Source organism: Flavobacterium weaverense, from assembly GCF_003688495.1.
Classification (GTDB): domain Bacteria; phylum Bacteroidota; class Bacteroidia; order Flavobacteriales; family Flavobacteriaceae; genus Flavobacterium; species Flavobacterium weaverense.
On sequence record NZ_REFH01000010.1, the window covers coordinates 284,725 to 301,487 of the forward strand.

16 protein-coding genes are annotated in these 16,763 nt (G+C 32.2%); 3 read left to right on the plus strand and 13 right to left on the minus strand.

The genetic code is table 11. The features are described from left to right. Positions 1-275 precede the first annotated feature (275 nt). Positions 276-1,313 (plus strand): tetraacyldisaccharide 4'-kinase, encoded by a 1,038-nt coding sequence (gene lpxK / locus BC961_RS11095; protein ID WP_121925923.1) that lies wholly within the window; start codon positions 276-278, stop codon positions 1,311-1,313. Continuing rightward, the gene (locus BC961_RS11100; protein WP_121925924.1) at positions 1,285-2,097 is read left to right on the plus strand and encodes a purine-nucleoside phosphorylase; all 813 of its coding nucleotides are present in this window, start codon (positions 1,285-1,287) and stop codon (positions 2,095-2,097) included. Before lpxK ends, BC961_RS11100 begins: the two co-directional genes overlap by 29 nt. A gap of 4 nt (positions 2,098-2,101) precedes the next feature. Here the strand turns inward: BC961_RS11100 and BC961_RS11105 are convergent, their stop codons facing one another. The 13 genes from BC961_RS11105 to recF all read right to left on the minus strand — a co-directional run bounded on the left by BC961_RS11105 (position 2,102) and on the right by recF (position 15,719). After that, entirely contained in the window at positions 2,102-4,267 is a 2,166-nt protein-coding gene (locus BC961_RS11105; RefSeq protein ID WP_121925925.1) for a tetratricopeptide repeat-containing hybrid sensor histidine kinase/response regulator, read from the minus strand. Between the two features lie 18 nt (positions 4,268-4,285). Further along, the gene (gap, locus tag BC961_RS11110; protein WP_121925926.1) at positions 4,286-5,299 is read right to left on the minus strand and encodes a type I glyceraldehyde-3-phosphate dehydrogenase; all 1,014 of its coding nucleotides are present in this window, start codon (positions 5,297-5,299) and stop codon (positions 4,286-4,288) included. 35 nt (positions 5,300-5,334) lie between these two features. After that, a complete protein-coding gene (lipA, locus tag BC961_RS11115) occupies positions 5,335-6,204 on the minus strand; it encodes a lipoyl synthase (protein ID WP_121925927.1) in 870 nt (289 codons plus the stop codon). Between the two features lie 275 nt (positions 6,205-6,479). After that, complete coding sequence (locus tag BC961_RS11120; protein ID WP_121925928.1) at positions 6,480-7,301, minus strand: energy transducer TonB; 822 nt, start codon at positions 7,299-7,301, stop codon at positions 6,480-6,482. Between the two features lie 423 nt (positions 7,302-7,724). Then, on the minus strand, positions 7,725-8,276 hold the full coding sequence (locus BC961_RS11125; protein ID WP_121925929.1) for an RNA polymerase sigma factor: 552 nt from the start codon (positions 8,274-8,276) through the stop codon (positions 7,725-7,727). Then, positions 8,267-9,373, minus strand: coding sequence for a glycosyltransferase (locus BC961_RS11130; protein ID WP_121925930.1), 1,107 nt, complete (start codon positions 9,371-9,373; stop codon positions 8,267-8,269). Before BC961_RS11130 ends, BC961_RS11125 begins: the two co-directional genes overlap by 10 nt. Before the next feature lie 99 nt (positions 9,374-9,472). Continuing rightward, positions 9,473-10,087, minus strand: a complete 615-nt coding sequence (locus BC961_RS11135) for an FMN-binding negative transcriptional regulator (RefSeq protein ID WP_121925931.1) — start codon at positions 10,085-10,087, stop codon at positions 9,473-9,475. 70 nt (positions 10,088-10,157) lie between these two features. Further along, entirely contained in the window at positions 10,158-11,171 is a 1,014-nt protein-coding gene (murB, locus tag BC961_RS11140; RefSeq protein WP_121925932.1) for a UDP-N-acetylmuramate dehydrogenase, read from the minus strand. 124 nt (positions 11,172-11,295) lie between these two features. Beyond that, the gene (locus tag BC961_RS11145; RefSeq protein ID WP_121925933.1) at positions 11,296-12,357 is read right to left on the minus strand and encodes a glycosyltransferase; all 1,062 of its coding nucleotides are present in this window, start codon (positions 12,355-12,357) and stop codon (positions 11,296-11,298) included. A gap of 2 nt (positions 12,358-12,359) precedes the next feature. Then, positions 12,360-13,031, minus strand: coding sequence for a DUF2461 domain-containing protein (locus BC961_RS11150; RefSeq protein WP_121925934.1), 672 nt, complete (start codon positions 13,029-13,031; stop codon positions 12,360-12,362). Positions 13,032-13,037: 6 nt separating this feature from the next. Continuing rightward, a complete protein-coding gene (locus BC961_RS11155; protein WP_121925935.1) occupies positions 13,038-13,736 on the minus strand; it encodes a thioredoxin domain-containing protein in 699 nt (232 codons plus the stop codon). 170 nt (positions 13,737-13,906) lie between these two features. Next, positions 13,907-14,617, minus strand: a complete 711-nt coding sequence (locus BC961_RS11160; protein ID WP_121925936.1) for a thioredoxin domain-containing protein — start codon at positions 14,615-14,617, stop codon at positions 13,907-13,909. 22 nt (positions 14,618-14,639) lie between these two features. Continuing rightward, complete coding sequence (gene recF / locus BC961_RS11165; protein ID WP_121925937.1) at positions 14,640-15,719, minus strand: DNA replication/repair protein RecF; 1,080 nt, start codon at positions 15,717-15,719, stop codon at positions 14,640-14,642. Between the two features lie 232 nt (positions 15,720-15,951). Between recF and BC961_RS11175 the strand changes: the two genes are divergently transcribed. Beyond that, a complete protein-coding gene (locus BC961_RS11175; protein WP_121925939.1) occupies positions 15,952-16,728 on the plus strand; it encodes a tetratricopeptide repeat protein in 777 nt (258 codons plus the stop codon). Positions 16,729-16,763 lie beyond the last annotated feature (35 nt).

The following is a 16,763-nucleotide window of genomic DNA, read 5'->3' on the forward strand; positions in this document are numbered from 1 at the left end:
TTTATGATTTGTAAATTTTCTCATTTTTTTTGTTTTAAGAATGCACCCTTTTACTTCTCCGATATTTTAAAACTTTACCAAATTTAGTATTTCATCTATGCGTTATGATTCAATTATTTTTGTTTAAATTTCTTATAATGCTTAAATAGATTTAGCTTGTGATAATTGGTATTTTTTTAACGTAGCCTTTAAATCAATCAGTCCAAATATAAATCATTTGATGAAATAAAGAGGTTTAAATTCGCCAATTCATAGCAAATTGTTACTTTCGTAACATGAATTTGATTAGAAAAATACTTTTTCCATTCGCCATCATGTATGGTCTGATAACGAGCTTTCGTAATTTTCTTTTTGATAAAGGGATATTGAAATCATATTCTTTTGATTTACCAATTATTGCTGTCGGAAACCTAAGCGTTGGTGGTACAGGAAAAACTCCTCAAATAGAGTATTTAATTCGGTTGCTTTCAAAAAATTATAAAGTTGCCACTTTAAGTAGGGGTTACAAAAGAGAATCTAAAGGATTCATTTTAGCGGATGAAAGCTCAAATGCTAAGATTCTTGGAGATGAACCTTTTCAATTTTTCGAAAAATTTAAAAACATTCAGGTTGCAGTTGATGCCGATAGGAAAAATGGTATTGAACAATTGCTATCGCAAAATAGTAAGCCAGAAGTTATTTTGTTAGACGATGCTTACCAACATAGAAAAGTAAAAGCCGGCTTTTATATTTTGCTTACAACTTATGGTGATTTATATATAGATGACTTTATATTACCTACTGGAAATCTTCGTGAAAGTAGAAGCGGAGTTTCTAGAGCTAATGTAATTATTGTTACAAAATGTCCTTCTACATTATCACTTGAAAATCAGGACGCTATTAGAAAGAAGTTAAAACTCTCGGCAGAGCAAGAATTATACTTTACTTTTATTGATTATGATGATTTTATTTATGGTGAAGGCCAGAAGATTCCTCTTAGTGAGTTGCGATCATCTTCGAAGCTATTGATTGCAGGAATTGCAAAGCCTAAACCATTTTTTGAGCACTTGAAAGAGAGTAGTGATGTTTGTATGTCTTTTCCTGATCATCACAACTTTACTGATAAAGACTTGGAAGGAATTAAAATTGCAGCTAAGAATAATAAGATCATTACCACTGAGAAAGATTATGTAAGATTGAAAGGAAGTTTACCTGACAATCAGCTTTTTTACTTACCAATACAAAGCAAATTCGTACTCAGCACTGAAAATTCAATTAGTAATTTTGATAAAACAATTATAAATTATGTGGGAACAAGTTCAAGAAACCGTTAGTTACATTAAAGATAAAATTAATTTCACACCAGAATATGGTGTAATTTTAGGTTCAGGATTAGGCAGTTTTACTGACGAAATGAAAGTAGAATTTACTTTGCCTTATAATGAAATTCCAAACTTCCCCGTGTCAACCGTACAAGGGCATAAGGGAGCTTTAGTTTTTGGAACAATTGGTTCTAAAAACGTAGTTGCAATGCAAGGTAGATTTCATTTCTATGAAGGCTATTCGATGACTGAAGTTACTTTTCCAGTGCGTGTTATGAAATTTCTAGGAGTTCAAAAACTAGTAGTTTCAAACGCTTCAGGTGGAGTAAATCCTAGTTACAAAGTAGGATCGATTGTTATGATTACTGATCATATCAATATGACGCCTGAGCATCCATTACGCGGTAAAAATGACGAGCGTTTTGGACCCAGATTTGTAAATATGAGTGAGCCTTATTCTCGAAAAATGATTGCTAAAGTGACTGAAATTGCACAAAATCAAAACATAGAAGTTCACGAGGGAATTTATTTAGGGTTGCAAGGTCCTACGTTTGAAACCTTGGCAGAATATAAAATGGTAAAAATTCTTGGTGCCGATTGCGTAGGGATGTCAACTGTTCCAGAAGTAATTGTAGCTCGTCACATGGATGTAGAAACGTTCGGAATTTCGGTGATAACTGATATGGGCGATGAGGAAAGTATTGGAACTATTTCTCATGACGAAGTATTAGAAGCTGCGAAAGGAGCAGAGCCAAAAGTTCGAACTTTAATAAGAGAATTAATCTTGAATTATTAGTCTATTAAATGTGTAGCGCAATTGTAGTGTAGAAATCCTCTGGGACAAATGGTTTAGTTATTACTTCATTCATCCCAAAGGATAGAAGCATTTCGCGATTTTCATGAAGCGATATAGCAGTAAGCGCAATTATTGGAGTTGTTTTATCAAATACACGGATATTTTCAGTTGCTACAGTTCCATTTATTCCAGGTAAGTGAACATCCATTAGAATTAAATCATATTTTGTTGTTCGTACCGTTTCAATTGCATCTTCGCCGTTGTCAATGATTTCACATATTATTTTTTTATTCTGAAGCATTTTACGCGTTATCATCTGGTTGATTTTATTATCCTCCACCACCAAAATTCTTTTATTTTCGAGTTTTGAATCGTAATTTATTTTTTTGATTGGTTTAAGTTCTATTGGCTTTTCGCTTATTTCAAATTCTAACTTAAAGGAAAAAGTTGAGCCTTCTCCAACAATACTAGTCAGTTTTATTTTTCCACCAAGAATCTTAATTAATTTTTTTACAATAGTTAAGCCCAAGCCTGTTCCACCATATTTGCGATTCACTTCTATCGATCCTTGAGAGAAACTATCAAAAACGCTGACTAACTTGTCCTCAGGAATTCCTATACCTGTATCAGTAATTTCAAAGTAAAGTTTTGCTTTTTTATCTTCTAGCGTGTCAAGATTAGCTGTTAATTTGATTTCACCGTTTTTAGTGAACTTTAATGCATTGTTAATTAAGTTTAGAATAATCTGTGACAGTTTTGTGGGATCACCAATGAGATAGTCTGGAATAGCCTCGTCGATGTCAAGAATTAAGTTGTTGCTATTGGCTATAGCCAATTCTTTAAGTGAATTTTTAATTCCTAATAAAAGTTGTTTTAAATTGAAAGTCGTTTGCTCCACTTCTACATGATGAGACTCAATTTTATTAATTTCTAGTATTTCGTTAATAAATTTCGTCAAGTAATCCCCTGAAAATTTTAGAGATGACAAATAATCTAATTGGTTTTTTTTAGGATTTTCTTGTAGTAACAAATGCGCAATACCATTTATAGCATTTAAGGGTGTCCTGAGTTCGTGACTCACCGTTGAAAGAAATTCGGAGCGCGCCTTTGACGCTTTCTCTGCTTTATCCTTAGCAATTTCTAGCTCATTGTTTTTTTCTAATAATAATAAGTTTGACTGATTTCTAATGATATTATTCTTATACAAAGAGAGGCTTAGCAAAGAGAGGATCGAAATTAGAGCTATCGCTAATATGCTGATTAATTTAGAAAATTTATTGGTTTTTTCTTGTTCTCTAATTTCATTATTCGCTTGAATAATTTCTTTTAAACGCTCTGATTCTTTAAATTTAGTGTAATCATCAATGCCCAATCTTCTATTATTTCTAATTGAAATACGCTCTTTTATATTTAGATGCTGCTTTAAATAGGAATAAGCAGTGCTTTTATCTAAAGTTTTGTCATACACAGTACTTAATGCGAACAGAATATTAGAGCGTTGATCCAGATTATCTATCGTCGCATTTAGTTCAAGTGCTTTATTGAGATAATTTAGAGCTAAATTGTTTTTATTTCTTTGATTTTCAATACAACCCGTTTGAAAGAGTGCTTCTACTTTAGTATTTATTAAAAAAGGATTATCAGGTTTTGCAATAATAGACGCAAACACAGATTGTGCTAAATCTAAATTGTCTTTGGCTTTATAAACGAGTCCGTTTTGAAGTTTTAATAAATCTGCTTCATCTTTACCTTTGATTTTATTTAGGACTGACTTTGCTTTATTGAATTGTAATACTGCCAGGTCTTCATTTTCTTTTGCCATATAGCACAAACCTAAAACGTAGTAAGTAGCTACTTGCTTTGCGTCTGGTTTTAAATCTTTGAACAGAACACTACTTTTTGACAAAGATTCAATTGCATCGTCATACTTATTTAGATCATAGTAAAGTTTGCCTAAATTGTAATGCTGTGTGGATTGCTCTTTAATATTTCCTTTAGCTTCTGCGTCAAGTATTGCTTTTTGGGCTTTTTGAAGAGCATCTTTGTAATTGTTGTTGTGAACTTCGGGATATAACGAGCTAGTGTAAAAAGCGAATGTATCTGTCTTCTCGACGTGTTGAGAATACAGGACTGTGTTTAAAAAAAGCAAATAAACTAATAGCCACTTCACTTGTTACTAATTTTAGTATTAACTGTTTCTCACGCTCGTCAAAAGAATTAGATCAATTATTCTAGAAGAATATCCTATTTCATTGTCATACCAACCAACAACTTTTACCATTTTGTCAATAACTGAAGTCAGCTGTGCATCAAATATACACGAATTTCTATTGCCAATTACATCTACTGAAACAATTGGGTCCTCGGTGTAGTCTAAAATTCCTTTTAATGTGGTTTTAGCAGCAATTTTAAAAGCTTCGTTTATTTCTTCAATGGTGACAGCTCTTTTAACGTTGAAAGTTATATCTGTCAGTGAACCATCTGGAACGGGAACTCTAATTCCGCAACCTCCAATTTTACCTTCAAAATCTGGAAAAATTTTAGTTAAAGCTTTTGCGGCTCCAGTAGTTGTAGGCACAATAGATTGACTCGCACCTCTTGCTCTGCGTAGATCTTTATGAGGTTGATCGTGCAGGCTCTGGTCTGTTGTAAAAGAGTGAATAGTGGTAATATAAGCTTGCTCAATTCCACAAAGTTCGTTAATGACCTTTATCATTGGTGCTGCGTTATTAGTAGTGCAGCTAGCATTTGATATAATTGTTTCAGTGCCATCTAAAATATCTTCATTGACACCTAATACAACTGTTTTTATAGATTCTACTTCTGAGGGAGCAGAAAGTATTACTTTTTTGGCTCCAGCCAAAATATGAGAATTTAAATCTTCAAAAGTTTTATACTTGCCTGTCGATTCAATAACATAATCGATTGCTAAACTTTTCCAGTCTAAATTCGAAATTTTCTTTTCATGAAAAAATAGAAAGTGTTTTCCATCAATAATAAGCCCTTGTTCATCACTAGTTACGTCAAATGGAAGTACGCCGTGAATGCTGTCGTATTTAACTAAATGAGCCATCGTTTTTGTATCAGCAATGTCATTTATAGCCACTACTTCAATATTTGTATGATTGAGTAAAAGACGAAATAAATTACGTCCAATTCGTCCAAAACCATTTATAGCGATTCTTGTTTTTAAATTTTCCACAGTATTTAGTTCGCCGTCTACGCGGTATTAATCACTTATAAAATATGTTTTTGTGCTTTGTAAGAAGAACGAACCAAAGGTCCACTTTCTACGTGACGGAAACCAAGTTCTAGTCCAAATGCTTCGTATTTTGCAAATTGTTCAGGTGTTATGAATTCCTTAACTGGTAAATGTTTCTTACTAGGTTGTAAGTACTGACCTATTGTTACAACATCTACGTTTGCATTGCGAAGATCACGCATCGTTTGATAGACTTCATCTTCTTGCTCGCCTAAACCTAACATTATACCAGATTTTGTTCTTTTAATTCCTTTTTCTTTCAAGTATCTCAAAACTTCTAGACTGCGATCGTACTTTGCTTGTATACGTACTTCACGAGTTAATCTACGAACAGTTTCTACGTTATGAGAAACAACTTCAGGATTAGCTTCTACAATTCTATCGATGTTTCTTTGCATTCCTTGAAAATCTGGAATCAAAGTTTCTAAAGTCGTATTCGGATTCATTCTTCGAATTGCCTTTACAGTTTCAATCCAAATAATAGAACCTCCGTCCTTCAAATCATCTCTATCTACACTAGTAATTACTGCGTGTTTGATATTCATGATTTTAATAGAACGTGCCACTTTTTCAGGTTCATCCCAGTCAACCGTTTCAGGTCTTCCTGTTTTTACACCACAAAAACCGCAAGAGCGTGTGCAAACATTACCTAAAATCATGAAAGTTGCAGTTCCTTCACCCCAGCATTCACCCATATTAGGGCAACTTCCCGAAGTACATATTGTATTAAGACTATATTTATCAACTAAGCCACGAAGCTCTGTGTATTTTTGGCCAATAGGGAGTTTCACCTTCAACCATTTCGGTTTTCCAACCGGTAAAGTATTTTCTAAAACAGTTTCCATATATCAATTTTCAAAACGCAAAGATAACGATTGTAGTTTAGTTGTAGATTTCTTTAACTGTTTATTTAAAGCAATAGCAATTCAAATATTTGGAGCACTAATCTTGGTTTTTAAAAGTACACTTGTCCTGCTTTCACCTTTATCTCTTCGCTGCGCTGCGAGGATATCGGTTCAATCAGGGCTATGAGAGAACTTTTTTTAGTCTTAAAGATTATTTGTTAAAAACTAATAAGTAGAAAAGCAGCACTTTTCGATACTGCTTATCTGCTTATTCACTATTCTGTTTTTATCGTTATGGGAAGATTGTAAGAAGTGCGGACTGCTTTACCGTCAATCATTCCTGGAGACCATTTGGTCCTCAAAGATTTTAATACTCGGATAGCTTCTTTACCTAAACCAAATCCAGGATCTCTTTTCACTTGAATGTCAGTCATACTTCCATCTCTTTCGATTACAAAAGAAACGTAAATTCGGATTGTATTGTTATTGTCTATTTCAGGTTTTTCAAAATTATTTCCAACATATGAATAGAATTTATTTATTCCTCCGGGAAACTCAGGAAGTTTGTCTAATGCAACAGTTGAAACGATCTTGTTTCCTAAATCTATAGTAGCCGAAGTATTTGCACCATTTTCTGAACCTGGCGTAGCGTTAATGCCTGCAATTCCACTTCCAGAATTTAGTGTTTCTGTCGTACTTACGTTGTCAGTATTTTTTGCAATGTCTTGTACTGCTTGATCTGCTGTTACAATTGTAGGATTTACAAGTTGGTCGCTTTTCGTTTGAATTGTTGCAACTTTAGTTTTTACTGCCGGTACTGATTTTTTGATTTCTAACTTATTAGGAGCAATAGCAGAGACTTGCACTATTGTATTTAAGAAATCAGTTGCAACCGCTTCTTCATCCACGCTTGGATTATAGTAGCTAACAATTCTAGGAATAGTTACAGCTACGGCTAGAAATAGCACGCCTATAAATAATGCTCGTAAAGAAGTTTTTGTACTCTCTTGGCGGAGTTTGTACGCTCCATAATCTTTGTTTCTATTCTCAAAAACAAGATTCGCCCAACTAGTTTCGTAGATGCTTAATTTTGACATAATTGATGGATTTAATGGTTAAGTAACATTTAAATCATAAGCAGTTAAAGTATTAAAAAGAAACATTTACTAATGTAATCAATTATGTAAATTTAGCAACAAAGTTTTTAATTATTGAAAATTTATTTATATAATTAACTTTTTAATTAACTTATTTTTATCTATTTTGTTGTTTTTAGAACAATAACACATTAGTAGAGCAAGAGATGAAGTTATTGTAGCCTACAATGATTTCGATTTATATTATTTTGGGAAAACTAAATCTTGATAAATTTAAATATCTCTGTAAATATTAGATTGTAATCGTGCTAAAATAATTGTGAATTAAAACAAGTGATTTGAATAAATCCAGAAGTCAAAGGAGTGTTGGAGACAATAATTTAGTTTGTATGAATCTAGATTTTAGCAAAAGTGTAAAAGAAATTATTTCTTTTTCTGAATAATTTCTGCCAATAATTTTTTTGCACGAAGTAGCTTAACTTTTACGTTGCTGAGTGGTTCGTCAATTTTACTAGCAATCTCTTGATAACTCATTTCTTGAAAATAACGGAGTTGAATTACTTCTTGATAATGTGGTTTTAACTCTTTTATGTATTGGAGTAATCGCGAGAGATTTTGTTCTGTAATTAGCATATCCTCTGCAGAGGGAGTAGTGTCTGCGATATTGTATGCTTGATGATCCTCTTCATCTGTAATTTCGACAAAGAGACTAGCTTTTCTTTTTCGTAATAAATCGATATGTACATTTTTCGCAATAGCGATAAGCCAAGTGTTAAACTGGAATTCAGAATTGTAAGAAGCTATTTTATCGAAAGCTTTTGAGAATGTTTCGATTGTAATATCTTCAGCGTTAGTTTCATTTTCAGTACGTTTCAGCATAAAACCGTAAACTTCGTTCCAGTAATGGTTTAATAGAAAAGTGAAAGCGATTTGGTCACCTTGTTTTGCTTTTTCTATTTGTTTTTTTATTTCCAATGTACTGGTTTTGAGAAGATATTTGTAATAAATATATTAATTTGGGTAAATATCAATACGATTTCGATTATTGGATACCAATATACAACATCTTTTTCCTTTAATTTCCCAGCTGAAAATCCTATTACAATCCAGGTAATTAGATAACGCAATGCTATTAAACTTACTACTATAATCCACTGAAATTGAAATGCAAGTAAAATTATTGGCAATATTAAAAACAGAAGTTGTGAAAAATAGAAAAGGCCTAATTGAATTTTATCAAATGATTTATAGTAGTTGGCAGTAGCAACATGCCTTCTTTTTTGTACTATCCATTCTTTGTAACTTGTTTTTGGCTTTGAAAGTGTCAAACTTTCTGGCGTATAAGCAATTGTAGTGTTCTTAGCATTTGCCGCTTGGTTTACGAAAAGATCATCGTCTCCAGAGCGAATTTGCATATGTTCTATAAATCCATTTACATTAAAAAACTCTTCTTTTTTGTAAGCTAAGTTCCTTCCGACACCCATGTAGGGATGGCCTGATTTAGCCCATGAAAAATATTGGATTGCCGTTAGTAATGTTTCAAATCTAATAATTTTATTCAAAAATGAATTGGCTATTTTTTCATATTTACCATAACCCAAAACAATCGTTTTTTGCATTGTAAATTGCGAACTCATAGCTGTGATCCATTCTTTGGAAGTTGGGTAGCAATCCGCATCAGTGAATAATAAATACTCTTTCTTGGCTGCTTTAATACCTAAAGTCAAAGCATATTTTTTATTTCCCCAAAAAGCTTCATTATTCTCAACGCGCACTAAACGAATATTAGGATATTGTTTTTCAAAACCTTCAAATAGGTGCAAAGTATTATCGCTTGAAGCATCGTCAATCAAGACAATTTCAAAATCGGGGTAGTTTTGTTCTGCTAATAAAGGGATGAAATTTGCAACATTTTCTTCCTCATTTTTTGCACAAACAATAACAGAAATCGAGATTCTTTTTGGTGTAATTTTTTGGGCCTTAGCGAATGCAAATTTCGAAAAAACACCTAGATAGTACAGAATTTGAATCGCAACAATAAATATAAAAAAGTAAAGAATAATAATAAGCATCAGAGTTTAGTGTAATTTTAAATACTAAATTTTAAGAAAGTGCAAAGGTATGAAATACAATCATGAATTGTAAACTATAAATTTAGGAAATTGAATAAATTACATTGGACATTTTTTCATCTCAGCAGCGGTAGCAATAGCTTCTGGTAATTCAGTTTTCTCCAATTCAGATATAATTGTATTATAATTTTTGGCATCACGATTTTGTGACATCTTGCGCGTGGCTTGAATTTCGGTAATTTCTATTTCAAATGCAACAACGCCGCGACTTTGCATCATCGTTTTCTCTGATAAATTTTCAATACGAACGGGATTTTCAGATTTCATCTCGTATTTATTCGTCAAATTTTTCAATGACTGTATAATGGCATCGCCTTCAATAATTTTAATTTTACCATACACATGAACTGCAATGTAATTCCAAGTCGGTACATTTTCGTGATCGTACCAAGAAGAGGAAATATAGGAATGAGGTCCTGAAAACACAGCTAATACTTGATCGTTTTCTTTAAATCCTTCCCATTGTAAATTCTCTTTCGAAATATGTCCTTCTAAAATTGTTTTCCCATCATCTCTTGTTTGTAACAACAAAGGAATGTGAGTAGCCCATAATTTACCATTCGTTTGGTTTACCAAAATACCAAAACCATGATCGTTTAGAAATTTTTTTATTTCTTCTTGATTTTCGTTTTTATAAATATCAGGAGTATACATGTTGAGTTTTATATTAATTTGAGGAAATACTATTTTTAGTTGCCGAATTAATGTGTCAAAAATCGCTGCATTAAATCACATTTACTTCCGCTTCAATTCGAATTCCAAATTTTTCAAAGATTGTATTTTGAATATCTTTTGAAATATTTAGAATTTCTTGTCCGGTTGCATTTCCATAATTAACTAAAACTAGCGCTTGATTTTTATGAATTCCAGCATCTCCAAATCTCTTTCCTTTGAAACCAGCTTGTTCAATTAACCAACCTGCGGGTACTTTGACTTCGGTTTCAGAGATGTCGTAATATTTCATTTCAGGAAACCTTTTATGAATAGCATTAAACTCAGATTTTAATACAATTGGATTTTTAAAAAAACTTCCGCTGTTCCCTAATTCTTTTGGATCTGGTAGTTTGCTTTGACGAATAGTAATAACAGCGTTACTTATGTCATTTAAAGTTGGTTCGACGATATTATTTTTATTTAATTCTCCAGCAATATCTCCATAAGAAATATTGATTTTGTGGTTTTTCTTAGTGAGTTTGAAAACAACAGAAGCAATTATATACTTATCTTTTTGCTCATTTTTAAAAACACTTTCTCGATATCCAAACTGACATTCTGCTTTACTGAATTCTTTAAGTTGTTGGTTTTCTATATCTACTGCTTTGCAAGAAATAAAGGTGTCTTTTATTTCAGTACCATAAGCGCCTATGTTTTGTACCGGAGTGGTTCCTACATTTCCGGGAATAAGTGACATGTTCTCTAAGCCACCAAAATTTTGACTAATTGTCCAAAGTACGAATTCATGCCAATTTTCACCAGCTTGACTTTCAACCCAAACAAAATCCTCATCTTCATCTATAATTTTCTTCCCTTTTAAATCGATATGAATGACTAAAGCGTCAATATCTTTGGTTAAAAGCATATTACTTCCACCACCTAAAACGAATTTTTTCTCTAATTTATTTTGATGTAAAACTTGTGTTAATTCATCGATGGAATGCACTGCGATAAACTTTTTTGCTTTTGCCTCAATGCCAAAAGTATTATGTTTTTTTAAAGAATATTGATCTTGTATTTCCATAAAATAAGTGGATTTATTAAATTCTAATTTCAAAAATAATAATTAAAATTTAGTGGAATAGGTTTTTAGTAAAACTACAGTTTAACTGTTTTAAATATTTATAAAAAATATTGATTAAAGAGCTTTAATCAATAGCATTAATTAATTGGTGATATTTATCGGAAATGATTTTCATATGTGTGTTATAATTTACATGCTCTTCTATAAAAATTCGATTTTTCCGTGCTGCTTCCCGTCTGTATTCAGGGTTATTAAAAGACCATATTAGCTCCTCGGCTAATTGCTTGTCATTATCTATAGTTACTAGTTGACCATTTTGACGATGATTTATCCAACTCCTATTTCCTGGAATGTCACTGACGATTGGATAACAACCACAAGCCATTGCTTCAAACAGTGAGGCAGATACTCCTTCAGTTATTGGCATACTGATGTAAAAGTTAGATTCTTGTAATAACTTTGGTAATTCGGTATTAGCAATTCGACCCGTGAATTTTACTTTATTAGCGATTTGAAGTTCTTTTGCTAAATCCTTCAATGCATTTAGTTGACTTCCGTCTCCAACAATTGTCAATGAAAAATCTATTCCTTTTTCATTCAAAACCGCAAATGATTTTAGGATAGTTACATGACGGTATTCTGTTAATAAAGACCGCGTTACGATTGCATGAATTTTTTCTGGTGTAGCAGTATTTTTATTTTCAAATTTATTTAAATCAATACCTTTTGGCAAAACTAGAACTTTACTCATATCTACCTTATTCTCAATCATTGATTCTGTCATCACTGGACCCCATGCATGAATTAAATCTGCTTTAGTAAAAGCATAATTTTGAATTATTTTCTTTAGTGGTAAACTAATAGATTTTTCTGGCCACAAGTCCGTTCTGCCTTGCTGTGCAATTGCTATTGGTTTTATGCCGCTCATTGCTGCGAGAAAACCATAACTAGTAGTTCGCTCCGCAATGACCATATTTGGTTTTTCGAGTTTAATTAGAGATTTAATTTTAGATATCGCAAATAAAAATTCCCAAACGCGTTTGATTCTATTTTTGCTATTGTCGCTGGGCGTTTTTAATTCCCACGTAATGATTTCGAAATCACCAAATTCCTCAAGTCCATTCATCCAAGTAATTGCATCGGCTCTGTAGGACTCGCCAAGAAAAAGTATTTTCTTTTTCATTATAATTATTCAGACGTTAAAGCACGATTTATAAAATCGTTCAACGGTTTCAAGGCTATTAATTTCTTACTCATTACCGCCACAAAGTCCTTTTTAGCGACTGCAGAAAGATCGATTGCCTGAGATGACTCAAAACTTTTTAATTTAAGTAGCTCAATTGCGGGATGTTCTTTTTCGTAACCTCTTGGTGGATTTTTTAGGGTGTTTTTTTCATTGCGATCAAAATCCTTAAATTCTTTTTTAAAATTTTTCTCTTCAAGAATTTCTTCTAAGTCTTCATGAAAATAGGCAATCTCTTTTCTCATTTTCTTTAAGTCCTCAGATTCGGGACAGTAGAGACCGCCGGCGATAAAACTTGCACCTTTCTCTAAATGAATATAATATCCAGACCTATTTTGGCCTTTTGCTCCAGATGAGAACCAAAAACCCAAATGTGATTTGTAAGGTGTTTTATCTTTTGAAAACCGAATGTCACGGTTTATTCTGAAAGTGCAGTTCTTAACTTCTTGCATTTCAAGTGATGCGTCAAGTGGTTTCAAAGCATCTAATAAATCAGATGCTAATTGATAGTAATCTTTTTTAAAAGCTTCGTAGCGCTTTTTATTTTCTAAAAACCAATCTCGATTGTTATTCGCTTTTAAATCATCTAGAAATTGTAGTGTTTCTTTTGAAAGCATAGTGCGCTACTGTATTTGTTTTCTTAAGTCTTCTTCACTAATATATCCAGAATGTTGCCATTTTTTTTCACCTTTATTATATAAAAACATTGTAGGAAGTTCGCTGATTTTCATCGCATCCATTAATGTTTTATTTTTATCGGCATCTAATCTAATTAATTCAAATTCGTCATTATTCTCTTTTTGCATTTTCGCAATATAAGGTGCCATTTTTTTACAAGGAGCACACCATTCAGCGTAAAAATTCACAAGAATTTTTTTGTCTGAATTTATTAACTTATTATACCCGTCAACTGTAAGGCCAATAGTTCTTCCAGTTGGTTTTGACATTCCTGCTGCGTCCCATTTTAGAATTCCACCTTGTAATTCGTAGATTTTTGTGAATCCTAACTCTTCAAGTTTGCTTGCAGCGCTTTTACTTCTGCCACCACTTTTACAATAAACAAAAACAGGTTTTGTTTTGTCTAATTTTTCTGCTCCTGAAACAAAACTATCTCCAAGCCAGTTCACATTTACAGCGTTGTCAATATGTGCTGTCGAAAATTCTTCTGGAGTTCGCACATCTAAAATTTGTGCATCTGGAGTTGCTTCCATTTTTTCAGCAAAAGATTTTACATCGATCGTTTGAGTTTCTTTTGTTGTTTGTCCATTACATGACAAGATAAAAAACGATATAATTACGAGTATTTTTGGATTAAATTTCACGATATTTTGATTTAAAATTGTTTAGGCTAAATTAGTTAATTTTTTAAGTTTTAGAATCTTAAAAATTACTAAATTAAAGTTATATGTTGGTAACTGTAAAAGGATCGGTTCTTTATTTTCTTGAAGTGGAAGCAGTTTAAAGCAAAGTACTAAACTACTCTTATTTTTTACTACTGTATTAAGGAGTGAAATTGCTTTTTCAATTCTTCTTTAGTGACAAGACCGCCATGCTGCCACACTATATTTTTAGTTTTATATAAGATGAAGTAAGGAACTATTTCAATGTTCATTTCTTGAATTAAAGTTTTATTTTCTTCTGTATCTATATTAATAATAATAAGATTTTTACTGAACTCTTTTTGCAATTCAGTTAGATATGGCGTCATCTGCTCACAAGGATCACATGATTTCTCTGAAAAGTTAATTAGTATATTTTTATCGCCATTTAATAAGGAATTGAATTGTTGATTTGACATTCCGATTCGCTTATCTGTAGTTTTATTATAAATTGAAGACTTCCAAGAATTAAAACCACCTTTAAGTAAATAGATGTTTTTGAAGCCTAATGAATGTGCATTTTTTGCTGCGTCTTCGATTGTAATTCCGTCATTATCATAAATGAATAATGATTTAAGTTTGTCAAATTCTTGTAAATTGTGAGCAAATTTTTTACCGTTCCACTGCACATAAACTGCGTTACTAATATTTTCGGTCGCGAACTCATTCGGTGATCTAATGTCTATAATCTGAGGCTGTGATATCGCTGTAGTCTTATCATGAAATTCTTTCGCCTCAAGCGTGATAATAGTGCTTTGAGCTTTTTCTTTACAGGAGAAAGTTATAGATATGAGTACTAAAAAATAAAAGACAGTTAGTTTCATTGAATGTTTACTTTATTTTGACTTACAAATTAAAAATTTTATACGTCTGCTGTGTTAATTTAAGAATTGTCTCTGTTCGTTCTGGATGAGTATCTGAAATAAATAGTTGGCCAAAAGTGTCGCTGTTTACCATTTCTATTATTTTGGCAACACGGCTTTCATCAAGCTTATCAAAAATATCGTCAAATAGTAGAATAGGTTTTACACCACTTTGTTTCTTTAAAAATTCAAATTGAGCTAGTTTTAAAGCAATTAAATAGGTCTTTTGCTGTCCTTGGGATCCAAATTTCTTTATCGGATGATTATCAATCTCAAATGCTAAATCGTCTTTATGAATTCCAACACTTGTATAATGCAACGCACGATCTTTATTGATATTTTCTTGCAAAAGAGTGAGTAAATCTTTTTCGAATAAGTGACTTTCGTAAACCAATTGCACTGTTTCTTGTGAACCAGTGATAGCTTGATGATGCTTGTTGAAAATGGGAATAAACTGTTCAATAAATTCTTTCCTTTTTTCGAAAATATAGTTTCCGAAACCATTTAGTTGCTCGTTGTAAATAGAAAGCGTGTCATTCTCAAATACATGATTTAAAGCAAAATATTTAAGTAAAGCATTTCGCTGGCTTATTACTTTTTGGTATTGGATGAGTTGCTGCAGATAATGCGAATCTAATTGCGAAATAACACTGTCCATGAACTTCCTCCTCGTTTCGCTTCCTTCGACAATTAAATCTCTGTCAGCTGGAGATATAATAACTAAAGGTATAAATCCAATATGATCTGAAAATTTTTCATACGATTTACCATTTCGCTTTAGGATTTTTTTTTGTCCTTTTTTCAAACTGCAAACGATTTGTTCGCTGCGGTCATTTTTCTCAAATTCAGCATCAATCACAAAAAATTCCTCTCCATGCTTAATGTTTTGAACGGCAAGCGGGTTAAAATAGCTTTTCCCGTACGACAAATGATAAATTGCGTCAAGGACATTTGTCTTTCCAATGCCGTTTTTACCAACGAAACAATTTATTTTGGCATCAAAATCAAAATTTGCTTCGGAAAAATTTTTATAATTGAAGAGTGAAATATTTTTTAAATACATGGGTAAGGCTTACTGGTATTGAGAACTTTGCTGTTTTTAAATGGATTTTTCAAAGAGGGTGCAAATTATTGAAAATTATCGATAAAACGCCCATTTGTCTCCGTTTCATTGGTAATTATTTTGCCTTTAGTAGTAAAGAATCACATAAAGCGTTTTTTTTAAATATTAAAGCATTTTTCTTGTGTGGGTATGAATTAAAATTTTATTTTTGCGCTTCACTAAATTATAAAAAATGGCAACGTACAATAAACGAGGATATAAAGCACCAAAAGAAAAAGAAGTAAAGGATGATGCAGTTACCGCAACTGTAATTGATGAAAAAGATAGCACAACTGCTGAAGTTTTCTCAAAATTAGACGAAACTGCTTCATTGACTGAAAACTGGGTAGCTAAAAACCAAAAAATCATTATTGGATTAGTTGCAGCTGCAGCTATATTTACTATTGGATATTTGGCATATCAACGTTTTATTGCTTCACCTAAACAAGATGAAGCTGCTAATGAAATGTTTTTAGCACAGCAAAATTTTCAAAAAGCAACTGATGGTGTAGCTAGTGATTCATTATACAAATTGTCATTGAATGGATCAGAAGGTAAATTTGGATTTTTGAAAATCGCAGATGAATATTCTGGAACTGATGCTGGGAATTTAGCTAATTATTATGCGGGTATTGCTTACTTAAATACTGGAAAATATACAGAAGCTATTGACTATTTGAACAAATTCAATTCTGATGATATTGTTTTAGGAGCTTTGGCAAAAGGAGCTATTGGAGATGCTTATTCTGAAAAAAATCAACCAAAAGAAGCTTTAGATAATTACGTTAAAGCGGCTAATATGAATAAAAATGATTTTACTTCTCCACGTTTCTTATTGAAAGCGGGTAAGGTAGCTTTAGCTTTAGGAAATAAAGCTGATGCATTAAAATATTTTCAAGATATCAAAGATAATTACGATGGTTCTCCTGAAGCGTCTACGATTGACGTTTTAATTGGGTCAGCACAGTAAATATAAGTTAGCAATTTAAAGTTGAAGGTTAGAGG